This is a genomic window from Salinispora sp. CH2A1_6 (genome assembly GCF_056820975.1).
This window is the reverse complement of the sequence record NZ_JBXEDG010000004.1, coordinates 1-20,173: the sequence shown is the minus strand read 5'-3', so window position 1 is coordinate 20,173 and position 20,173 is coordinate 1. Positions and strand designations below refer to the sequence as shown.

Below are 20,173 nucleotides of genomic sequence, written 5' to 3'. Positions count from 1 at the left end.
CCGTCCACCCGACCCGGATTCCTGGTCTCTCTTTCGCCTGGGGGCGTTGGGATTGTCTGTAACCGATACGTTGCTGGTCTTCGTCGGAATCCCGGCGGTAGCAGCGCTGGTAATCGCTGGTGTGGCATACGCCGCCAGCAGCCGCGGCGTTGGTGGCGGTGGTAAGCGCTACCGGCCCGGCCGGCCCTTCGACTTCACTCCGGTCTGGTTCCTGAGTAGTCCGGAGGAGCTGGCCGACGCGGCGGGCACCGCACTGACCGCCGGCGCCCAGGCGCCCGCGCTGACGGGCCGTAAGCAGGAGCAGGCCGGCCAGCAGGCGCCGGCCGGTGGAACCGGAGGCGCAAGTGACCGTTGGTGAGCTGCAGTCGTCGTCCGAGACGGCGGCCCCGCCGGAGCTGGACGGCCCGTTCTCGACCCGCCAGCTGCTCCGCGTTGACGAGGCCATGCGCCTGGCCGACGAGAGCACCGGGCTGACCTTCTCGATTTTCGTCGGTGGTCTCGACGAGCCGGTCCGGGAGGACGCCGAGCGGCGGCACCGCCAGCTCGCCGACCCCGACCGGTCGGTCCTGATCGCGATCTCGCCGAACCAGCGGCAGCTGGAGATCGTCACCGGCCAGCACGCCCGCCGGCGCATCCCGGACACGTACGCGCGGCTCGCCGCGCTGTCGATGGTGGCGGCCTTCGGTGGCGGCGACCTGACCGGTGGCATCGTCACCGGCCTCGACCAGCTGGCCAGCCACGCCGGTAAGGGCTGCTGACACCCGGCAAGCACGCTCTCGGCCCCGGGCCGTCGCATGTCAGCCGCTTCGGGCGTCCCGCGCCCGGGCCTTGAGGGCCCGGACGACGCCGTCGCGGCCCTCGGCGACCAGCCGCCGCAGCGGTGCCGGTTGGCCCGCGCCGGCCAGCCACTCGTCGGTCGCCGCCACGGTTTCCTCCTCAACCAGGTACGCCGGGTACGCCAGCAGGACGAACTCCTGCGCCGGCTCACTGTCCCGGCTGGCCCAGACCTGCGCGATGGTGGCGAAGTACCGCTCCCGGTAGGGGCGGACCAGCTCGACCTGCGTCGGGTGGGCGAAGCCCCGCAACAGGGCGCGGTGCCGCCAGTTCGGCAGCGGCTCCGGACCGGTCAACCTGGCCCACACGGCTGCCTTGTTCTCCGGCGTCGGCACGAGCGCGTGCGCGTGCGCGGCTTCGCGCTCGCCGCTGGCGGTGCGGTCGGTGGCCAGCTCCGCCTCGATGTCGTCGGGACCCGCCGCGCCGTTGGTCACCAGCGCGGTGAGCACCGCCCACCGCAGCTCGGTGTCCATGCGCAGGCCGGACGGGACCCCGTTCCCCTCCAGCCAGCCCCGCAACGTCGCCAGGTCCTCAGCCGACCGACCGGCGGAGGCGTACGCCCGAGCCCAGGCGAGCTGGAAGCCGCTGCCCGGCTCGGCGGCGGCGAGGGCGGTCTTCGCCGTCCGGGCCAGGTCGGCCCAGCCGCTCGGTGCCCACATCGGGTCGGCGTAGAAGGTGAGCGCGGTGGTGGCTTGCCGCAGGGTGGCGGTGACCAGATTGATGTCGGTCTCGGCGGGGAGGCCGGCGAGCACCAACGCCACGTAGTCCCGCGCGGCCAGCTCGGCGTCGCGGATCATGTCCCACGCGGCAGTCCAGCACAGCGCCCGCGCCAGCGACGACTCGAAGCCGGTGATGTGCTGCACCACGGTGGCCATCGACCGCTCGTCGAGCCGCAGCTTGGTGTAGGTCAGGTCGTCGTCGTTGAGCAGCAGCACGTCCGCGGCGGGAACCCCGGCCAGCTCGGTCAGCTCGGTCGTCTCGCCGACGACGTCAACCTCCAACCGCTCGCGGCGGACCAGCCGGCCATCGGTGCGGTCGTAGAGGCCGACCCCGATCCGGTGGGTGCGCAGGGTCGGGTGGTCGGCCGGCGCCTCCTGGCGGACCACGACCCGCTGGTAGTTGCCGTCGGCGCCGATCGTCAGCTCTGGGCGCAGCGTGTTCACCTGGGCGGTCTCCAGCCACTGGGCGGCGAACTTGCGCAGCTCGCGCCCGGAGGCCGCCTCCAGCTCGGAGAGCAGGTCGTCGAAGGTGGCGTTACCCCAGGCGTGCTTGCGGAAGTACGACCGGAGCCCGGCCAGGAACGGCTCCTCGCCCACGTACGCGACGAGCTGCTTGAGCACGCTCGCACCCTTGGCGTACGTGATCCCGTCGAAGTTGACCTCGACCGCCTCCAGGTCCGGCATCTCGCAGTAGACCGGGTGGGTGGAGGAGAGCTGGTCCTGTCGGTAACCCCAGTTCTTCCGGACGGAGAGGAACGTGGTCCACGCCTCGGAGAAGCGGGTCGCGTGGGTGTTGCACCAGTGGCTGGCCCACTCGGCGAACGACTCGTTCAGCCAGAGGTCGTTCCACCAGCGCATGGTGACCAGGTCACCGAACCACATGTGCGCCAGCTCGTGCAGGATCGTGTTGGCGCGCTGCTCGTACTCGAAGTCGGTGACCTGCGACCGGAAGATGAACAGCGACTCGGCGTGCGTGACGCAGCCGAAGTTCTCCATCGCGCCCGCGTTGAAGTCCGGCACCCAGAGCTGGTCGTACTTGGGCAGCGGGTACCGAATGTCGAACTGGGCGTGGAAGAAGTCGAAGCCCTGCTTCGTGATCAGGAAGAGATCGTCGGCGTCCAGGTACTGCGCCATCGATGCGCGGACGAAGACGCCCAGGTCGATGCCGTCGTGGCTGTCCCGCACCTCGTGGTAGGGCCCGGCGCAGAGCGCGGTGATGTAGGTGCTCATCCGCACCGACTCCACGAAGTGGACCGTCTTGCCGCCCTCGCCGGCCGGCTCCTCCCGCTCCACCGGCATGTTGGAGACGACCTTCCAGTGCTCCGGCACGGTGGCGTGCCAGGTGTAGACACTCTTCAGGTCGGGTTGGTCGAAGGCCGCGTAGACCCGTTGCGCATCCGCCGTCTCGAACTGGCTGTAGAGGTAGGTCTCGCCGTCAACCGGATCCACCGTGCGGTGTAGCCCCTGACCGCTGTTCGAGTACGCGAAGTCCGCATCCACCACGAGTGTGTTCTCGGCAGCCAGGTCGGGCAGGGTGAGCCCCGCCTCCGCCGACCAGCCGCCCAGCTCCAGCGGGGTGCCGTTCAGGGTGGCCGACCGCACCGAATCCGCGGCGACCTCGATGAAGGTACTCGCACCCGGCTCACTGCATCGGAACCGGACCTCGGTCCGGGACCGGAACGTGTGGCCCTCGGCCTGCACGGCGCTCGACAAGTCCAGGTTGATGTCGTACCCGGTCACGTCGAGTAGCCGGCTTCGCTCGGTGGCCTCCGCCTGTGTCAGGTTGCGCACTCCCGGCACTGTTCGTCTCCATCTCTCGTCTCGCCGCACGCCGACCGCGGCGTCGTCGGGCAACCGCTCGTAGCGGTCGCGCGAGTCGAGTCTGACACGCACCCGGGTCGGCGGGTGGGCCAGGTCACGGTCTCATTTCGGGTTGTACCTGGGAACTTCCGGCGAGGAGCGGTACCGGCGCCGAGAATCGGCGCAGCTGTCGTGAAGAGACTTCACCGTGAGTGAGCGTACCGCTGGTGCCGGCGGGTTGCTCCGGTGCACGGCGGGTGGGCCCGGACACCGGGGGTGAGCGGTACCGGTAGCGTCAGCGGGCATGACGGTCGCCCATCCAATCGCCCGGGCCTGGATCACCACTGGCGGCACCGGCGCGCAGAACTACGACGAGTTCGCCGACGACGCGGAGATCACCTCGATCATTGAGGTGAATCCACACAGCGCCCTCGGCATCGAGATGCCGCATCGGGCCCCGGAGAGCCGGGGGAAAACGTTTCTCGAAGCGCTCCCGGAGGCGGTAGCCCGGCTCGCCGAGGCGAAGGCGGCGGGCAGCTACACCCCCGCCGAGCAGGTGGTGGTCCTCTACCGGATCAGTGCCCCGCAGGAGGAGCCCGGGTACGGGCTGTTCGTCATGGTCGATACCGACCAGATCTCCACCAGCGCCGCCGAGCCGGGTCTGGTCATCCGCAACGAGGATGTCTTCATCGCCAAGGTGCGCGAGCGGGTGGCCCTGGCCGAGGCGCTGGGGCATCTGCTGTCGCCGGTGCTCCTGCTGCAGACCGGCCGGGGCGAGGAGCTGCACACCGCCCTCGCGGCGGCGGCCGATCGCGCCGGGGCGCCGGCTGCGACCGACACCGACCAGGCCGGGCGGACGCACGCCATCTGGCTGGTCGGCCCGGGCGAGCAGCAGGACGAGTTGACCGCTCTGGCCGGCGGTGGCGAGTTGGTCGTCGCCGACGGCAACCACCGCAGTCTGGCGGCCCAGACCGGCGGGCTACCGCGCTTCCTGGCCGTGGTCACCACGCCGGCCTCGGTCGCCATCGCCCCGTACAACCGATTGGTTGACGAGCTCACCACCAGCCCAGATGAGCTGATCGACCGGCTTCGCGCCGCCGGCGCCCAGGTCGAGCCGATGGACGGCCCGGTCGAGGTCCCGGCGGCCGGCGGCACCATCCACCTCCGGCTCCCCGATGCGGCGTACGCCGTACGCCTGCCCCAGGTCGGCGCGGGGCGCCTGGAGAACCTGGATCATGCCCTGGTCGAGCGGTTGCTGCTGCGGGACGCGCTGGGGCTGGACCCGGGTGACAAGCGGATCACCTACGTCGGCGGTGACTATCCGGCGAGCTGGCTCACCGGTGAGGTTGACGCCGGCCGCGCCGAGCTGGCCGTCCTCGTCGCACCGGTGACCGTGGACGACTTCGTCGCGGTGAACCTGGCGCGGGAGAAGATGCCGCGTAAGAGCACCTGGTTCACCCCGAAGGCCCGCGGTGGACTGGTCGTCGCCGAGTTGCTGTCCGGACCGGGCAGAGGGTAAGCGCACCCTCGCCGGGGGGCGGTCTGGCGTCTCCCGGAGTGTGCTGACGTCTTCCCTCGAGTGTGCTGAAGTTGTCTCCGACCGACCCGCGAGCGTCGGTCGGAGACAGGCCCTGTCAGACTGCCCGGTATGCGTGTCTACCTGGGATCCGACCACGCCGGTTTCGAGCTGAAGGCGCACGTGGCCAACCATCTGGCCAAGGAGGGGTACGACGTGGTTGACGTCGGCCCGCACGCCTACGACCCGGACGACGACTACCCGGCGTTCTGCCTACACACCGGCGACCGGGTGGTTGCCGACGGGGGTAGCCTCGGCGTGGTTATTGGGGGCTCCGGTAACGGTGAGCAGATCGCCGCGAACAAGATCGACGGCGTTCGGGCCGCGCTGGCCTGGAGTCTCGATACCGCGCACCTGGCCCGGGAGCACAACAACGCCAACATCGTCGCGATCGGCGCGCGGCAGCACACCCTCGATGAGGCCACCGCCATCGTCGAGGCGTTCCTGACCACCCCGTTCTCCGGAAATCAACGGCACACCCGCCGCATCAACCAGGTGGCCGACTACGAGCGCACCCGGAAGCTTCCCGACCTGCCCTGAACCGGGCCGTTCACCGACGGGGGAGGTCCTCGCGCGGAACCCAGTTCCGGCGGACCAGGACTATCCGGGCCTCCGCCTCCGCCAGGTCCTGCTCCGTCGGTCGGGTGGCGTCCCGGGCCCGCATCGCCGCGGTCACGCTCACCTGCGACGAGCCAGAGCCGACCAGGCCCCGCAGCCCGCGCTCGCTCTCCTCGGCGCCGCCCCGGCGGACTCGGGACGGCCGGCCTCCGCTCGGCCCCCCGGCCGCTGTCCGGGCCGGGCTCGGGCTCTCGGTGGTGCGGTCGGCGGGTTGCCGCTGCCGCCGCCGTCGTCGTTCCACGTCACCCATCAACCGAACGTACCCCGCGGGGTCAGAAGATCTCCATGGCAGCGGGAGCCCGGTGCCAACCGAAGGCCGGCCCGGCTGCGGCCAGGGCGCCGGGCCGCAGCTCCCGAACCCGGCCGGCCGCCGCTAGTGCGCCCAGTCCGGCACCGCCCAGGTACAGCTCTCCGAGGGCCCGGATGTCACAGGCCAGGTCGGCCGCCCCGGCACTGGGTACGCAGCTGGCCCCGTCCAGCCCGCCGGTAAGCCGCCACCGACCGGCGTTCTCCGCCAGCAGGTCGTCGGTGACCTCCAGCACCACGTCAACCGGGGTCGCGTACCGTCGGGCGGAGAGAGCCGCCGGTAGGTCCACCATCCGTAGCCAGAGCGCATCGGTCAGTCGTGCGTCGAGCCGGCGTGGCTCGTTGAGCAGCCGCAGCAGCGGGTCGTCCAGCGGTACGCCGCGCAGCGTGAGCCGGCGGGTCAGGTCGAGGGCGAGCAGCAGGCGCCACATCGCGAGATTGGCGGCCGGATCACCGCTCACCACCTCGTCAACCATGGTGACGGCTTTCGGCCCGACCGCGTCCCAGGCGTTGCGGGTGCGGAAGAGCGCGTACCCGTTGACGCCGTCGGGGCCCTCGTGTAGCAGAGCTCGACGTTCGGTGGCTCCCGCCCGGCGGGCGGCCGGATCGGCGAGGACATAGTTCCACCACACCTCGTTGCGACTGGACCAGCCGGGCCGGTCGGGCCGAACCCGGTCGTACACCCGGGCCAGCTCACCCCGGCAGTGCGCCGGTCTGGTCAGGCGGAGTCGACTCTCAGCGGCGGTGGGATCGGGCAGGCGTAGCTCTGTGGTCTCGCATTCCACCACCAACTGCTGGCAGGCCAGGCCGTAGCCGAAGCGTGGGTAGATCCGCCCTTCGCTGGCCCACAGCAGCGCGACGGGCTCGGTGCCGGCGTCACGTACGTCGCGGAGCTGCCGCCGCATCAACTCGGTGAGCAGACCGCGGCGGCGGTGTGTCGGCGCCACCGCAACCATGCTGACGTGTGCCGCGGGCAGACACGCCCCCGGTACGGTCAGGTCGCGGGTGAAGGCGGTGGCGGTCGCCACCAGCTCGGTGTTGTCGCGGACGACCAGGGTGCGTTCGGGCTCCAGGGTGCTCTGCTGGACGGCCTGTGACTCGGCGTCCAGGCTGCTGTGGAAGAGGCTGTTGAGTAGTTCACCCAACTTCTCGAGCTCCTCGGTCCGGGCGACACCGAAGTGCGGTACGAAGGTCATGTCCTCGTGTCTAGCGCACTGCGCCGGGGTCGGCTGGCCCGGCGGTCCGTAGCGGACCCACATTTGTGTGCTGGCTACCCTCGATAGTCAGACGGGGCCCGCCGGTCCCCGTCTGGTCCAGGGGAGGGACGACATGGCCGACCAGACGCAACCGTGGGCCGAGCGGACCGTCGAGGTGCCGCCGCAGCCAGGCGTCGGGGTGCCGCCGCAGTGGGGAGATGCGGTGCCGCCGCAGCCGGAGGCCGGGATGCCGCCGCAGCCGGATGCCTTCCAGCGGGGGGTCGCCTCGGTAGGGGAGACCAGTGCCCGTCGGACCACGCCGTTCCCGGTGGTGGAGCAGGCGGAGGCGGGCTGGCCGGAGGCGCGGGCTTCGCGTCGGCCGATCAGCTGGCACCTCGCGCAGCTCCGCCCGGGCCGGGAGTGGAGCGCCGGCGGAGCGCTCTTCGCGTTCGTCTGTTGGGGGATCTGGGCGATTTCGGGTGGCGGCAACCTCGCCGCACCACTGTTGATTTTCCTACTGAGTCTGCTGGTCGCGGTCGGGCTCTTCGCCCTCGCCCGGCTGGTTGGCCGGGTGGTGCTGGAGCAGCGTCTGGGCCGGGTGCGGCGCGGTGCCCGCGGCGCGCACCTGGTGACGGCCGTCTTTCTCGTCAGTCTCGGCTTCGGATGGCTCAAGCAGACCGAGTGGGTGGTTTCGTTCTGGAGCTGGATCACCAACAGCTGACCCGGACCTTCCTTCCGTTGACCCTGGTCGGCGTTGAGTTCGACCCTGGGCCGGCAACGCGGCCCTGGCCGATCGGGCAGTCGTTGCTGTAGCTCCGGGGAGAACAGCGGTGAGCATTGCCGGCGGGGGTGGTGACTGCTACGGTTTCACGTGTAAGAAAAAAATGACACGTGAAGGGGTCTTGTGGCAGTGAGCGGACCGACCGGAGACGACCTGGTCGAGATGCTGGCGGCTCTGGCCAATCCGATTCGACTACGCATCGTCGCGACCCTGGCTGGCCGTCGTGACTACGTGAGTCAGCTGGCCCGCGAGCTTGGAGTGAGTCGTCCACTCCTGCACATGCATCTACGGCGCCTGGAGGCGGCAGGCCTGATCACCGGCCGGCTCGAGCTCTCCGACGATGGCAAAGCCATGAAGTATTACGAAGTCACCGATTTCGACCTGCACCTGACCGCATCGGCGGTGGCCGAGGCGGCCCAGACCCTCACCCGGCCGGACCCAGGAAAGGGTCCCGCGCCCAAGGAGTCAACGTAATGGACCCACTTGGAGGGGAAATGTCCTGGCCAACGACAGTCTTCCTGCTGGTCGTGGTCATCGTGGCGGCCTTCCTGGTCGCCCTGGTCATCGTCGGGCTGTTCGAAGGCCGAAAAGAAAAGCGGGCAGCTGCCCGCGCAGACGACCTGCGTCAGCTCGTGCACCGGTTCGAGAAGCTCGCCGAGAACACCCTCGACGCCCAGCAGCGAAGCGCCGTCGACCTCGCCGAACTACGAACCCGAACGGCATCGATCGAACACATCCTCCGCAGCGTGGAATGAGAGGGAACCCATGAAAGGAATTCGTTTCTACGCGTACGGCTCGCCCGAGGTTCTCACCCTTGAAGATCTTGACATGCCGGCCGTCGGTGCCGACGACGTGCTGGTCCGGGTGCGGGCGGCCTCGGTCAACCCGGTGGACTGGCACATCATGCGCGGCAGCCCGTACATCACCCGGGCCCAGGGTGGGCTGACCCGCCCCAAGGCGAACACGCTCGGGCACGACCTGGCCGGGCAGGTCGAAGCAGTCGGCAGCAACGTCACCACGCTCCAGGTGGGAGACGAGGTGTTCGCCCTGCAGCAGGGAGCGTTCGCCGAGTACGTCACGATGCGCCACGACGCCGGAGTGCTGAAGAAGCCGGCCCGCCTGACCCTGGAACAGGCCGCCTCCGTGCCGGTGGCCGCCCTCACCGCCTACCAGGCGCTACGTCACCACGGCCGGCTGCAACCCGGTCAGCGGCTCCTGGTCAACGGGGCGGCGGGCGGCGTGGGCACCTTCGCCGTGCAGATCGGCAAGGCGCTGGGAGCCGAGGTGACCGGGGTCTGCAGCAGCCGGAACGTCGAGCTGGTCCGCGACCTGGGTGCCGACCACGTCATCGACTACACCACAGCGGAGTTCACCCGCAGTGGACGACGCTACGACGTGCTCCTCGACAACGTCGGTAATCACCCGCTCCTCGCCTGCCGACGCATGCTCACCCCGCGGGGCACACTCATCCTGAACAGCGGTACGGGCGACGGGCTGCTCGGCCCGCTGGCTCGCGTACTCCGTGGGCTTGCCCTGTCGCCGTTCGTACGGCAACGCCTGGTGTTCTTCGTGGCGAGCCCCAACCGGGACGACCTGGCGGTGCTCTGCGATCTCTTCGAATCCGGCAAGGTCACCCCGGTCCTCGACCGGACCTATCCCCTGAGCGAGGTGCCCGAGGCGATCAGCTACCTCGAGGAGGGCCACGCTCGGGGAAAGGTCGTCATCACCGTCTGACCGGCCGGTTGACCCTCGTTCGACGTCGCACCGCACGTCCGGCCAGGCCGGATCACGAGAGTACGAGGAACGTGGGGACCGCAACCAACACACCCACGGCGGCTCCGGCGAGGACCTGGCTGGTGGTGTGATCGCGGAGCCGGACCCGCGACCAGGCGACCAGCGCCACGACCGGGACGACGACGAGTAGTGCCGGGCCGAAGACGGTGATGAGCACACCAGCGGAGCCGGCCGACACCGCGGCATGCGCGCTGAGCTTCCACACCTGGTTGATCCCGGTGGTGACCAGCAGGACCGCGAACATCACGACAACCATCGCGACAAGCGGCCGTGGCGCACCCAGCAAGACCAGCACGGTGAGGCCGGCGAGCAGGGAGAAGAATCCGTAGAGCAGTGGCGTGCGGCGTTGTTCGCGTACGCCGATGTGGTGATCGGTGAGCGTGCCACGGCGTACACCGAGATAGATGATGCCGTACGGCACAAGGGAACCGAACAGGACGGCGAGCAGCCCCCAAACCGAGCCCGGCGAACCACGACGGCGCGGTGGCGTGGAGGGCGACGGCGAGTGGCATGGCCGTCGCCCACACCGCCGGCGCGAATGCCTCCGTGACCGTACGGGCAGCGCGACTCGATGTTGGGTGTGGGGCGGCTACCTCGGTAGATCCGACCACAGAGCTTCCTACCTCTTGGCTTCTTCGGCGGTGATCCCGGCGGGGTACGGGGAATGTGCCAGCGCCCGTCCCGTCGAATGGTTAGGCCCGAGCCACCTGAGTGGCAGCATTGGACCCGTCAGCATCGGGCCGGTCGGTGGTCCGTGCTGGAACCGCACAGTGCCACCACACCGGGGCTGATTCACCGGGAGGGCAACGTGAGCCGGAGCGCCGTGAACACCGATGACCGGCGCGGCGGGGGCGCCGCCGGCGCGGTTGGGGGGCGACGGGGCTCCTGGGCCGGCTACGGCGCCGGCCTCTGGTCGCTGTCGTTCGCCGGGTTGAGCTTCCACTGGGCGGCTGGCGGCCTGTTGGGACAGGGCACGTTCGGCCCGGCCGTTGAAGGGCCGGCGCTGGCCCGGGAGTCGGCGTTCGTTGCCCTGCTCTGGATAACGGCGGTGCTCAAGCTGATCGCCGCGCCGCTCGGCCTGGCCCTGGCGACCGGACGCCCCCGCCGGACGCCGCGCTGGGTGCTGCTGCTCGCCGGGTGGGGCACCGCCGCGCTGCTGTCCCTGTATGGCGTGGCGAACCTGGCGCAGCACCTACTGATCGTGGCCGGGGTGGTCGATCTGCCCGCCGGGCTCGGCTCGGCGCTGCCCTGGCATCTGTTCCTCTGGGACCCGGTCTGGCTCTCCGGCGGCGCGCTGTTCGCCATCGCCGCGATTTCCTTCACCCGCTCGTCGCGGGAGCCCAGGAAGCACAGTGACACCGGCCCGCCCGATACCAACGAGACGGGCCCTCGCCGCGCCAACCGCCGGCGGATGACGTCGACCGGGGGTCCAAGCGCCAGCTCAGCCCGCAACACCGGCCATACGGGTGAGGGCCTGTCGTCGCACGACATAGGACAGGACGAAGCCCGTCAGTAAGACCATCAGCAACGGTAACAAGCTGGCCTCCTCGGACATGTCCACCCACAGCGGCCTCTCGCTTTCGCTGCGCACCCCACCCAGATCCTTGAAAGCACCGGTCAACATCGTGGGCAACCAGTGCAGGGCGTACTCCCGGGGGGCGTCCGTCGAGCTGAACCTCATTACCACAAAGGCAACCAGCGCCGCGTTAATCGCTATGACACCACCAGTCACGCTGACGACGGTCGCAAGGAGTGAGTGCGAGTGTCGCACCAAGCTGGCGGTGGAGAGGAGAACCGCACCCCATAGCGCGGCGGCCAGCATCACCGCCAGTGAACGTGCACCGAACGGACCCGTGATCATCGTCAGCACTATTACCGAGACGGTAAGGGCGCCCATCATGGGCAGAATTCGCCAGTGTCGCCGCTTGGCCAACGTCCTGCCAAGCAGGACAGCTGTCGCTAAGAGCATAACTATGGCCCCGGTGAAGAGTAGGACCTCGGACGACATGATGCCCCCTTTCCGCCGGACTCATCGATGCGGCAGTGGACCATACCAATGGCGGGTTGGCTTCGCTACTCTGGAAGAGGTGCTTCCGCGCCGGGGACGGTGGTGGCCCGGGTGTGCGTTAGCGGTCAGCCACGGTGTGCGGTGTCGATGACGAGGTCGGCGCGGTCGCGGGCGAGGCCGCGCGTCAGCCGTAGCGGTGCCGGTGCATCGACCCAGACCGCGTAGGCGAGCCGACCGATCGTGTCGCGGCGGGTGCAGGTGAGCCCTTCGAAGATCACGACCGGGGCCCAGGGGAGGGTCTTCCACTCGCCGAGCCTGTTGCCGTACCAGTCCGTCCAGTCCCGCGCGTGATAGTGGGCATCCTGACCGCGAAGCAGCGGGGTGAGTACCTGGGCGTCAAAGCGAGGCCACCAGCCGGTGAAGTTGTCCCACGATACGAAGTCGTCGATCTCGATGATCGGTGCGTGGAGTGCCGCCGAGAGGCCAGGGGCAAGGTGGCTCTTTTCGGTCAACCTACCTGCCACTGTCGAGGTGCGCAGATCCCTCAAGCGAGACTGGGACGTGTGCGGAAACAGTCAGGAGGCTGAGATGCCCGGCGTAGCCGAGATCCGGCGATCCCTGGTTGTCGCCTGGATCAGATCGGGCTACCGGGAGATTCCGTCTCCACTGCGGAGTCCGAGCTTCCGTTGATGAACCGCTGTGCTGCATACGTAGCAAGCACCCGAATAACCTTCCCCGGTGGCTCCCGGAGCGAGTCCAGCGACAGCAGGACGATCGAGTGGCGGCCATCGACCTTGTTTGATATTCAGCTGCCGTGCCCAGGTTGGCGTCCGCCGACGGAAACAACAGCAGTCGTGGGGCACCGCTGCTGTCCAACGTTCCTTGGTGCGGCTCAAGTATCAATGCGTCAATCGATGTCCACGGCACGGAACCGTTGATGCCTCCCGCGCGCAGCCGGAGCGCTGACTGACTGAGCGCGATCGGCGCAGGACGAAATGTACTGGCAAGGCTGGCAAGGGCGCCCAGGATCATGATCAGGCCAGCAGTAGACAGAGGTGCCGAGCCCACCGACACGACCAGGAACCTCAGCTGCCATCCGTTCTGAGAGGCCCAAATGGTGACGATGCCGCCTAGCAGGAAGAAGAAGACCAAGAAGTGGTTGGGGTGACGGCGGTGAAGCTCCATTAAGAACTCCAGAAATCAGGCGATATGTTCCTTGGGCGGGGCCACAGAGCAAGATCACGGGAAGTTAGCAGTTGCGTTCCGTATGACAACGGCTTGCGCACGTGTGCACTGCAGAACGGCGAGGCGTTGGGCTGTTCCCAGCCGACTTGGGTTCCGGTGGCCGACCGCTGAGCATGTGCCGGCGGAGGAGCGGGCCCGCCGGCAGGGTGTACGGCCGGTCGCCTCCGTCGACGACCTGGCCCGGCCGGACCGGTTCGAGTCCGACGAAAAGTTGGACGACTTCCTCGCCGATCTGTACGCCTCTCGGCGGGCCAGCGCCGCGTGAGCCTGGTAGTCCTGGACCACCTGGGGACAGCTTCAGGCGCGGGCGCAGCATCGGGGGCGTCCCCGTCCGACGCCCCTGGATCGCGGCCTGCTGCCGGGTCGACCGGCTTCCGCTGGCGACCTTCAACGGCAAGGACTACGCCGACTTCGCCGAGTACGACGGCCTACGCCTGGTTGACGTCTCGTAGCTGCACCACCGCGGCCCGCCGCGATCGAACGGCGGTGACTGGTCCTGGCGGTCAGCAATCAGCCGAACCCCCATACCCGGTGGCAAGCCGCAGAGCGGCGCGGCAGCCGGCCAAGGGCAAGAAGGCCACGCGGACGGCACGCGAAGCGGCCTCGGGCGGCACGGCGGGCGCTACCGGCACGCCAATGGCACGCAAGATCAAAGAGGGCTGAAACGACAGCGGCCCAGGTTCGACGATCGTGCCGTTGACCTGGGCCGGAGTGCGGTGGAGCGGGCGACGGGAATCGAACCCGCACCGTCAGTTTGGAAGACTGAAGCTCTGCCATTGAGCTACGCCCGCGACGGCCTCCGTGTGGAGGCGCGCCGACAGCGTACCCAATGCCGCCGATCTCCGCGCAGCCTGCCCGCGGCTGTGGTCGGGAACGAACCACGGGCCCGGTCTGGGTGCGCGCGGACAGTGCTGCTCCCGGGGGGTGCGGTGCGACCGGACGGGTCGCTGTTGCCGTCCCCCGCGAGCCGGCCGGTGGGCTCCGTCGGTCGACCCAACGGCGGAACACGCGATCGGATGTGGCCCCGGGGAAGTGTGCGTGGGTGTGGACGGCATAGACTGCATCCCGCCACGGGGTGTGGCGCAGCTTGGTAGCGCACTCGCTTTGGGAGCGAGGGGCCGTGGGTTCAAATCCCGCCACCCCGACTGTCGTTCGCGGCCGGGTCGACCCGGGCACCGCCGTTCTACGTGTGGTTCCCGGGCAGTGCCTGTAGGCCGTACCGGCTCGCCTACACTCGATGGGCTGTAGACAGCGCCCAGACCACCAAGATCCGTCAAGGAGTACGCCTGTGAAGAGCACCGTCGAGACTCTGAGCCCGACGCGCGTGCGGCTCGCCATCGAGGTGCCGTTCGTCGAGCTCGAGCCGAGCCTCAAGAAGGCGTACCGGGAGATCGGCCAGCAGGTCCAGGTTCCCGGCTTCCGCCGGGGGAAGGTTCCGGCCGCCGTGATCGATCAGCGGGTCGGCCGGGGCACCGTGCTCAACGAGGCGGTCCAGGAGGCCATCCCGCAGAACATCCTCTCGGCGGTGCGCGAGCACGACCTGAAGACGCTGGGTCGTCCCGAGGTCGAGATCACCGAGTTCGCGGACGGCGACTCGCTCAACTTCACCGCCGAGGTGGACATCCGGCCGGAGCTCAACCTTCCCGACCTGTCGACGGTCGAGGTGACGGTAGATGAGCTGAAGATCGATGACAGCGAGATCGACGAGCAGGTGCAGAGCCTGCGGGAGCGGTTCGCGACGCTGAAGACCGTCGAGCGGGCTGCCGCCGAGGGCGACTTCGTGCAGATCGACCTGAACGCGACCGTTGACGGCGAGGAGGTCCCCGGGGGCTCGGCGACCAACCTTTCGCACGAGGTCGGCAGCAAGCAGCTCCTGCCGGGCCTGGACGAGGCCGTCGTCGGATTGGCAGCCGACGCGAGCACGACCTTCACCACGCAGCTCGTCGGCGGGGACTACGCCGGTCGCGACGCCGAGGTCTCGGTGACGGTCCGCACGGTCAAGGAGAAGGAGCTGCCGGAGCTGGACGACGAGTTCGCCGAGCTGGCGAGTGAGTTCGACACCATGGCGGAGCTTCGCGACGATGTCCGCGAGCGGGTGACCCGGAGCAAGCAGGTCGAGCAGATCTACGCCGCCCGGGACAAGGCCCTTGAGCAGATTGTCGAGGCGGCCGAGGTGCCGGCGCCGGAGGGTGTTGTCCGCGAGGAGGTCGAGAGCCGCAGGGCGTCGATGGTGGATCAGCTCGAGCGGATCGGTGCCTCGATGGAGGAGTACCTCGCGGCCGAGGAGAAGACCGAGGAGCAGATCAACACCGAACTGACCGAGGCGGCCACCCAGGGCGTGAAGATTCAGCTCCTGCTGGACACCGTCGCCGACGCGCAGGAGATTCAGGTCTCCGACGACGAGTTCGGTCACGAGATCGTGCACCGGGCGCAGCGGGCCGGGGTGGCTCCGCAGCAGTTCTACGACCAGCTGGTCCGCTCCGGTGCCGCCGGTGCGGTCTACGGTGACGTCCGGCGGGGCAAGGCCCTGGCCTCGATCATGGATCACATCACGATCAAGGACGCTACTGGCGAGGCGGTAAGCCTCGACGCCCTGCGCGCCGAGAACGAGGCCGCGCACGCTCACGCGGAATGATCGTAGGTTTCGGCCGCCGTCCCTGCCATTTGGCTGGGGCGACGGCCGAACCTGTTTTTGGGTACGCCTGACCGGGCTGCGCTGAGAGCGAACAGTGCCCCGACCGGGGTTCTGCCACTCGGTCGAGCCGTTAGTGTCGGGTAGGACGGTACGGAGAGCGAAGGGCTGCCATGACCGACATGCACATCCCGCCGACGCCGCTCCGGGCGATCGATGCCCGCGGTGGCGACAACATTGGCAACCTCGACGACTCGGTCTACAACCGGTTGCTCAAGGAGCGGATCATCTTCCTGGGCAGCGAGGTGACCGACCAGGTCGCCAACCGCATCTGCGCGCAGCTGCTGCTGCTCGCCGCGGAGGACCCGGACCGCGACATCAACCTCTGGATCAACTCGCCGGGCGGCTCGGTCTACTCGGGCATGGCGATCTACGACACGATGCAGTTCATCGACAATGACGTGTCCACGGTGGCGATGGGCATGGCGGCCTCAATGGGTCAGCTTCTGCTCTGCGCCGGCACCAAGGGCAAGCGGTACGCCCTGCCGCACGCCCGGATCATGATGCACCAGCCGTCGGGTGGCATGGGCGGTACCGCCTCGGACATCGCTATCCAGGCGGAGCAGATGCTCTACACCAAGCGGATGTTCCAGGAGCGGGTCGCTTTCCACACCGGCCAGACTCAGGCGGAGATCGAGGCGGACTCGGACCGTGACCGTTGGTTCACCGCCCAGGAGGCCATGGAGTACGGCTTCATCGACAAGGTGATCACCGGGGCCGCTCAGGTTCCGGAAGGCGCCGGGACCCTGAGCTGAGCGAGGAGCTGACGATGACCGACCTGAGCCTGCCGCCGCAGTTCGCGGCCGTGCACAACCGCTATGTCCTGCCGTCGTTCGTCGAGCGCACGTCGTACGGGGTGAAGGAATCCAACCCGTACAACAAGCTCTTCGAGGATCGGATCATCTTCCTCGGGGTCCAGGTGGATGACGCGTCGGCCAATGACGTGATGGCCCAGCTGCTCACGCTGGAGGGCACGGACCCGGACCGCGACATCATCATGTACATCAACTCGCCGGGTGGCTCGTTCACGGCCATGACGGCGATCTACGACACCATGCAGTACGTGCGGCCGGATATTCAGACGGTCTGCCTGGGGCAGGCGGCCAGTGCGGCGGCGGTGCTGCTCTCGGCCGGCACGCCCGGTAAGCGGATGGCGCTGCCGAATTCGCGGATCATCATTCACCAGCCTGCCACGGAGGGGGGCTACGGGCAGGGCTCGGATATCGAGATCCAGGCCCGGGAGATTCTGCGGATGCGTACCCAGCTGGAAGAGATGCTCTCCCGGCACTGCAACCAGCCGGTGGAGAAGGTCCGCAAGGATATCGACCGAGATAAGATTATGACGGCCGAGGAGTCCCGTGAGTACGGGCTGGTCGACACCATCCTCACCAGCCGTAAGAAGGGCTTACTGGCCGCTAACGCCGCCAACTGAGCCGGATCAGGTCAGAGGTCGGCCGGGGGAAGCCTCGACCGACCTCTGACACACCCGTTTTAGGGGTCGGAGAAACCCGCGCCAGCGGGTAACGTCGGGTCTGTACCGCTTCGCCGGTCGACCCGGCAGGTAGCTGAGATGGGCGGCGCGCGGTGTCCGGGGGCCATGGCCGGATCGCTGGCCGACGAGTGCAGGGAGACTGTAGGTGGCACGGATCGGTGACGGCGGCGACCTACTGAAGTGCTCCTTCTGTGGGAAGTCGCAGAAGCAGGTCAAGAAGCTTATCGCTGGTCCCGGCGTCTATATCTGCGACGAGTGCATCGATCTCTGTAACGAGATCATCGAGGAAGAGCTGGCCGAGTCGGGCGAAGTGAAGTGGGAAGAGCTTCCCAAGCCGATGGAGATCTGCCAGTTCCTCGATAGTTACGTCGTGGGTCAGGCTCAGGCCAAGAAAGCTCTCGCCGTCGCGGTCTACAACCACTACAAGCGAATTCAGGCCGAGGCGGCCGGTGCGCCCAGCGCGGACAGCGTTGAGTTGGCCAAGTCCAACATCCTGCTGCTGGGCCCCACGGGATGCGGCAAGACCCACCTGGCACAGACCCTGGCCCGGATGCTCAACGTGCCGTTCGCCATCGCGGATGCCACGGCCCTGACCGAGGCCGGATACGTCGGTGAGGACGTCGAGAACATCCTCCTCAAGCTGATCCAGGCCGCCGACTACGACATCAAACGCGCCGAGACCGGGATCATCTATATCGACGAGGTCGACAAGATCGCGCGCAAGTCGGAGAATCCGTCGATCACTCGCGACGTCTCCGGCGAGGGTGTGCAGCAGGCGCTGCTCAAGATGCTGGAGGGGACGGTTGCGAACGTTCCGCCCCAGGGCGGCCGTAAGCATCCACATCAGGAATTCATTCAGATCGACACCACCAACGTGCTCTTCATCTGCGGCGGTGCCTTCGCGGGCCTCGACCAGATTATTGAGGCGCGTACCGGTCACGGTGGGACGGGTTTCGGTGCCCGGCTGCGGGCGGTCTCGGAGCGTTCGACCGACGACACCTTCAGCCAGGTGATGCCGGAGGACATGCTGAAGTTCGGTCTGATCCCCGAGTTCATCGGTCGGCTCCCGGTGATCACCAACGTTCGTAGCCTCGACCGTGAGGCTCTGGTGCAGATCCTCACCGAGCCGCGCAATGCGCTCGTCCGGCAGTACCAGCGCCTCTTCGAGTTGGACGGCGTCGAGCTGGAGTTCGAGCAGTCGGCCCTGGAGGCGATCGCCGACCAGGCGATGCTCCGCGGCACCGGCGCCCGCGGTCTCCGCGCGATCATGGAGGAGGTGCTGCTCTCCGTGATGTACGAGGTGCCCAGCAACCCCGACGCGGCCCGCGTTCTGATCAATCGTGACGTGGTGTTGGAGAACGTAAACCCAACGATCGTTCCGCGTGAGTTCACCAGCCGCCGGGCACGGCGGGAGCGTGAGGAGAAGTCCGCGTGACCGAGTTGACTCGCGCTGGGGTCTAACCGGAACCTCGAGGTCCTGGGCGCTTCGCTGTTGCCGACGCGACGTGGCCGTAATCCTGGTCCTGTTCCGTTGACTCCCCTGCCCGTAGCCTGGGTCCCATGCGAGTCGCGGTCTGCCAGTTGAACGCCCGGGATGACCGAGAGACGAATCTGGCCGCCGCCGAGGCCCTGCTGAGGCGGGCAGCAGCCGGTGGTGCCGATCTCGCGATCCTCCCCGAGTACGTCGACTATCTCGGTCCGGTCGCGGGGCAACCGGACGCGGAGCCGGTGGACGGGGAGGTCGGGCGGTTCTTCGCCGACGCCGCTCAGCGGCTCGGCATCTGGGTTGTCGCTGGTTCGATCCACGAGCGGGGCCCGGACCCGGAGCATTCGTACAACACCTGCCTGGTGTTCGACCGTTCCGGGACGCTCGCTGCCAGCTACCGCAAGATCCACCTGTACGACGTGGAGATTCCCGGGCGGGTGTCGTACCTGGAGTCAGCCACGGTCGCTGCCGGCTCGCAGCCGGTAGTCGTTGAGGTGGAGGGCATTCGGGTCGGGCTGTCGATCTGCTACGACCTTCGTTTCCCCGAGCTCTATCGCCAGCTCGTCACGGACGGAGAGGCAGACCTACTCCTCGTTCCGGCAGCTTTCATGTTGCACACGGGGCGGGACCACTGGGAGGTGCTGTTGCGCGCCCGGGCCATCGAGAACCAGTGCTTCGTTGCGGCTGCCGCCCAGACGGGGGACCACGAGCCGAGCCGCACCTGCTTCGGGCGCAGCATGGTGATAGATCCCTGGGGGACGGTGCTCGCCCAGGTGCCGGATGGTTCCGGGCTCGCGATTGTCGATCTTGACCTGGAGCGGCTGCGAACGGTCCGGGCCGAGTTGCCGAGCCTGGCCAACCGTCGTCTCTAGCCTTTCTGAGCCCGCCCGAGCGTTCGGAGCCGCAGGCGGTAACGGCTCGTCGGTGGTGCGGCTGTTCGTTGAAGGCCGTCCTCAGCCCTGGAGCAGCACACCGATCGTCGCGAGGCCGACGATGGCGGCGGCCGTGACCAAGAGGGCCGTCGTCATTCGGGACGGTCCCCGGCGAGCGAGCCGGCCGATCGACAGGACCAGGACGACGAGTACGACGGCGCCGATGACGAGTTGCCAGAACGGCAGGAGTAGTCCGAGTAGCGTGTCCTTGGCGAGCACCGGGGTCGCTGTCAGCTCGGCCATGCAGACACTCTCCCACGGATGAGCGGTTCCGGTCCTCCGCACACGGTTGAGTGGGTGGGTTGCCGGAGGTGTGCCACGGCCGACTGGCGCCAGTGATGGATCTTGATTTGCCTTCTGCGGGACGACCGCGTAACTTTCTCTTTGCACGCGGGAAGCCGGGAAAACCGGCAGAGAGCGGGCACCAGGGCCGTGGCGATACAGCCGAGCGGGGCTGGGGCACGGGCGGTGTGAGGAACTTCCGGAGACGGAGTTGCAATCACGAAGCCGACCGGGTAGAGTACTGAAGCCGGCAGGAGCCGGGCGGATGGCCGCGAAGCGGACGTCGGCCGGTCTGTCGATTCCCACAACAGTAACGACCGCGAAGTTAGCGTGCGTGATTGTGGGCCGGCAAAGGACGGGTTTGTCGCCTGAATAGCCAGGTTGACGATCACGGAATAGTCCGGGTAGTTTA

At 68.2% G+C, this 20,173-nt stretch carries 22 protein-coding genes and 2 tRNA genes; 16 read left to right on the top strand and 8 right to left on the bottom strand.

Features of this window, described 5'->3' with window-relative positions; translation table 11 throughout:
• Window positions 1-52: 52 nt before the first annotated feature.
• On the top strand, window positions 53-358 hold the full coding sequence (gene ctaJ, locus AC1UKG_RS10790; RefSeq protein ID WP_482642339.1) for an aa3-type cytochrome oxidase subunit CtaJ: 306 nt from the start codon (window positions 53-55) through the stop codon (window positions 356-358).
• Window positions 345-758, top strand: coding sequence for a DUF5130 family protein (locus tag AC1UKG_RS10785; RefSeq protein WP_018216662.1), 414 nt, complete (start codon window positions 345-347; stop codon window positions 756-758). Before ctaJ ends, AC1UKG_RS10785 begins: the two co-directional genes overlap by 14 nt.
• A gap of 39 nt (window positions 759-797) precedes the next feature.
• Here AC1UKG_RS10785 and pepN read toward each other — a convergent pair whose 3' ends face one another.
• Entirely contained in the window at window positions 798-3,344 is a 2,547-nt protein-coding gene (pepN, locus tag AC1UKG_RS10780; protein ID WP_018814714.1) for an aminopeptidase N, read from the bottom strand.
• A 313-nt stretch (window positions 3,345-3,657) separates the two neighbouring features.
• Between pepN and AC1UKG_RS10775 the strand changes: the two genes are divergently transcribed.
• Window positions 3,658-4,872: a DUF1015 family protein gene (locus AC1UKG_RS10775; protein WP_018745233.1), complete on the top strand. Its 1,215-nt coding sequence runs from the start codon at window positions 3,658-3,660 to the stop codon at window positions 4,870-4,872.
• A 129-nt stretch (window positions 4,873-5,001) separates the two neighbouring features.
• Window positions 5,002-5,469 (top strand): ribose-5-phosphate isomerase, encoded by a 468-nt coding sequence (locus tag AC1UKG_RS10770; protein WP_018745232.1) that lies wholly within the window; start codon window positions 5,002-5,004, stop codon window positions 5,467-5,469.
• 10 nt (window positions 5,470-5,479) lie between these two features.
• Here AC1UKG_RS10770 and AC1UKG_RS10765 read toward each other — a convergent pair whose 3' ends face one another.
• Both AC1UKG_RS10765 and AC1UKG_RS10760 read right to left on the bottom strand, forming a co-directional pair.
• A complete protein-coding gene (locus AC1UKG_RS10765) occupies window positions 5,480-5,797 on the bottom strand; it encodes a hypothetical protein (protein ID WP_018745231.1) in 318 nt (105 codons plus the stop codon).
• Window positions 5,798-5,819: 22 nt separating this feature from the next.
• Window positions 5,820-7,049, bottom strand: coding sequence for a GNAT family N-acetyltransferase (locus AC1UKG_RS10760; RefSeq protein WP_482642338.1), 1,230 nt, complete (start codon window positions 7,047-7,049; stop codon window positions 5,820-5,822).
• Between the two features lie 133 nt (window positions 7,050-7,182).
• Between AC1UKG_RS10760 and AC1UKG_RS10755 the strand changes: the two genes are divergently transcribed.
• The 4 genes from AC1UKG_RS10755 (at window position 7,183) to AC1UKG_RS10740 (ending at window position 9,564) form a co-directional block, all read left to right on the top strand.
• A complete protein-coding gene (locus AC1UKG_RS10755) occupies window positions 7,183-7,770 on the top strand; it encodes a hypothetical protein (RefSeq protein WP_018745229.1) in 588 nt (195 codons plus the stop codon).
• 183 nt (window positions 7,771-7,953) lie between these two features.
• The gene (locus AC1UKG_RS10750) at window positions 7,954-8,304 is read left to right on the top strand and encodes an ArsR/SmtB family transcription factor (RefSeq protein ID WP_050564032.1); all 351 of its coding nucleotides are present in this window, start codon (window positions 7,954-7,956) and stop codon (window positions 8,302-8,304) included.
• 20 nt (window positions 8,305-8,324) lie between these two features.
• Window positions 8,325-8,585 carry a hypothetical protein gene (locus AC1UKG_RS10745; protein ID WP_018216654.1) on the top strand — a complete coding sequence of 87 codons (261 nt, stop codon included), beginning with the start codon at window positions 8,325-8,327 and terminating at the stop codon, window positions 8,583-8,585.
• Window positions 8,586-8,595: 10 nt separating this feature from the next.
• Window positions 8,596-9,564, top strand: a complete 969-nt coding sequence (locus AC1UKG_RS10740) for an NAD(P)-dependent alcohol dehydrogenase (RefSeq protein ID WP_018745228.1) — start codon at window positions 8,596-8,598, stop codon at window positions 9,562-9,564.
• 52 nt (window positions 9,565-9,616) lie between these two features.
• On the opposite strand, the gene AC1UKG_RS10735 is transcribed toward AC1UKG_RS10740, so the two are convergent.
• Window positions 9,617-10,045: a hypothetical protein gene (locus AC1UKG_RS10735; protein ID WP_018814712.1), complete on the bottom strand. Its 429-nt coding sequence runs from the start codon at window positions 10,043-10,045 to the stop codon at window positions 9,617-9,619.
• A 387-nt stretch (window positions 10,046-10,432) separates the two neighbouring features.
• Here AC1UKG_RS10735 and AC1UKG_RS10730 point away from each other — a divergent pair, with 387 nt between their 5' ends.
• Window positions 10,433-11,140 carry a DUF3995 domain-containing protein gene (locus tag AC1UKG_RS10730; RefSeq protein WP_482642337.1) on the top strand — a complete coding sequence of 236 codons (708 nt, stop codon included), beginning with the start codon at window positions 10,433-10,435 and terminating at the stop codon, window positions 11,138-11,140.
• On the opposite strand, the gene AC1UKG_RS10725 is transcribed toward AC1UKG_RS10730, so the two are convergent.
• Both AC1UKG_RS10725 and AC1UKG_RS10720 read right to left on the bottom strand, forming a co-directional pair.
• Window positions 11,066-11,632: a hypothetical protein gene (locus AC1UKG_RS10725; RefSeq protein ID WP_026271557.1), complete on the bottom strand. Its 567-nt coding sequence runs from the start codon at window positions 11,630-11,632 to the stop codon at window positions 11,066-11,068. The two genes, AC1UKG_RS10730 and AC1UKG_RS10725, sit on opposite strands and share 75 nt — an antisense overlap.
• A gap of 125 nt (window positions 11,633-11,757) precedes the next feature.
• Window positions 11,758-12,144 (bottom strand): hypothetical protein, encoded by a 387-nt coding sequence (locus AC1UKG_RS10720; RefSeq protein ID WP_018745225.1) that lies wholly within the window; start codon window positions 12,142-12,144, stop codon window positions 11,758-11,760.
• Window positions 12,145-12,992: 848 nt separating this feature from the next.
• On the opposite strand from AC1UKG_RS10720, the gene AC1UKG_RS10715 reads away from it, so the two are divergent.
• Window positions 12,993-13,142: a hypothetical protein gene (locus AC1UKG_RS10715; RefSeq protein ID WP_018745224.1), complete on the top strand. Its 150-nt coding sequence runs from the start codon at window positions 12,993-12,995 to the stop codon at window positions 13,140-13,142.
• 452 nt (window positions 13,143-13,594) lie between these two features.
• Here AC1UKG_RS10715 and AC1UKG_RS10710 read toward each other — a convergent pair.
• Window positions 13,595-13,668, bottom strand: a tRNA-Gly gene (locus tag AC1UKG_RS10710).
• A 280-nt stretch (window positions 13,669-13,948) separates the two neighbouring features.
• On the opposite strand from AC1UKG_RS10710, the gene AC1UKG_RS10705 reads away from it, so the two are divergent.
• The 6 genes from AC1UKG_RS10705 to AC1UKG_RS10680 all read left to right on the top strand — a co-directional run bounded on the left by AC1UKG_RS10705 (window position 13,949) and on the right by AC1UKG_RS10680 (window position 19,419).
• Window positions 13,949-14,022, top strand: a tRNA-Pro gene (locus tag AC1UKG_RS10705).
• 143 nt (window positions 14,023-14,165) lie between these two features.
• Entirely contained in the window at window positions 14,166-15,512 is a 1,347-nt protein-coding gene (gene tig, locus AC1UKG_RS10700) for a trigger factor (protein WP_018745223.1), read from the top strand.
• A gap of 170 nt (window positions 15,513-15,682) precedes the next feature.
• Window positions 15,683-16,324, top strand: a complete 642-nt coding sequence (locus AC1UKG_RS10695) for an ATP-dependent Clp protease proteolytic subunit (protein WP_018216647.1) — start codon at window positions 15,683-15,685, stop codon at window positions 16,322-16,324.
• Window positions 16,325-16,338: 14 nt separating this feature from the next.
• Complete coding sequence (locus AC1UKG_RS10690) at window positions 16,339-17,001, top strand: ATP-dependent Clp protease proteolytic subunit (RefSeq protein ID WP_018216646.1); 663 nt, start codon at window positions 16,339-16,341, stop codon at window positions 16,999-17,001.
• Window positions 17,002-17,206: 205 nt separating this feature from the next.
• Window positions 17,207-18,496, top strand: a complete 1,290-nt coding sequence (gene clpX / locus AC1UKG_RS10685) for an ATP-dependent Clp protease ATP-binding subunit ClpX (RefSeq protein WP_018745222.1) — start codon at window positions 17,207-17,209, stop codon at window positions 18,494-18,496.
• 125 nt (window positions 18,497-18,621) lie between these two features.
• On the top strand, window positions 18,622-19,419 hold the full coding sequence (locus AC1UKG_RS10680; RefSeq protein ID WP_018745221.1) for a carbon-nitrogen hydrolase family protein: 798 nt from the start codon (window positions 18,622-18,624) through the stop codon (window positions 19,417-19,419).
• Between the two features lie 81 nt (window positions 19,420-19,500).
• Here AC1UKG_RS10680 and AC1UKG_RS10675 read toward each other — a convergent pair whose 3' ends face one another.
• Window positions 19,501-19,722 carry a hypothetical protein gene (locus tag AC1UKG_RS10675; protein ID WP_018732818.1) on the bottom strand — a complete coding sequence of 74 codons (222 nt, stop codon included), beginning with the start codon at window positions 19,720-19,722 and terminating at the stop codon, window positions 19,501-19,503.
• Window positions 19,723-20,173 lie beyond the last annotated feature (451 nt).

Bases quoted from the DNA above. Each gene is read 5' to 3' on its own strand.
- AC1UKG_RS10775 (WP_018745233.1), top strand. From the start codon at position 3,658: ATGACGGTCGCCCATCCAATCGCCCGGGCCTGGATCACCACTGGCGGC.
- AC1UKG_RS10770 (WP_018745232.1), top strand. From the start codon at position 5,002: ATGCGTGTCTACCTGGGATCCGACCACGCCGGTTTCGAGCTGAAGGCG.
- AC1UKG_RS10765 (WP_018745231.1), bottom strand. From the start codon at position 5,797: ATGGGTGACGTGGAACGACGACGGCGGCGGCAGCGGCAACCCGCCGAC.
- AC1UKG_RS10760 (WP_482642338.1), bottom strand. From the start codon at position 7,049: ATGACCTTCGTACCGCACTTCGGTGTCGCCCGGACCGAGGAGCTCGAG.
- AC1UKG_RS10755 (WP_018745229.1), top strand. From the start codon at position 7,183: ATGGCCGACCAGACGCAACCGTGGGCCGAGCGGACCGTCGAGGTGCCG.
- AC1UKG_RS10745 (WP_018216654.1), top strand. From the start codon at position 8,325: ATGTCCTGGCCAACGACAGTCTTCCTGCTGGTCGTGGTCATCGTGGCG.
- AC1UKG_RS10740 (WP_018745228.1), top strand. From the start codon at position 8,596: ATGAAAGGAATTCGTTTCTACGCGTACGGCTCGCCCGAGGTTCTCACC.
- AC1UKG_RS10725 (WP_026271557.1), bottom strand. From the start codon at position 11,632: ATGTCGTCCGAGGTCCTACTCTTCACCGGGGCCATAGTTATGCTCTTA.
- AC1UKG_RS10695 (WP_018216647.1), top strand. From the start codon at position 15,683: ATGACCGACATGCACATCCCGCCGACGCCGCTCCGGGCGATCGATGCC.
- AC1UKG_RS10690 (WP_018216646.1), top strand. From the start codon at position 16,339: ATGACCGACCTGAGCCTGCCGCCGCAGTTCGCGGCCGTGCACAACCGC.
- AC1UKG_RS10680 (WP_018745221.1), top strand. From the start codon at position 18,622: ATGCGAGTCGCGGTCTGCCAGTTGAACGCCCGGGATGACCGAGAGACG.
- AC1UKG_RS10675 (WP_018732818.1), bottom strand. From the start codon at position 19,722: ATGGCCGAGCTGACAGCGACCCCGGTGCTCGCCAAGGACACGCTACTC.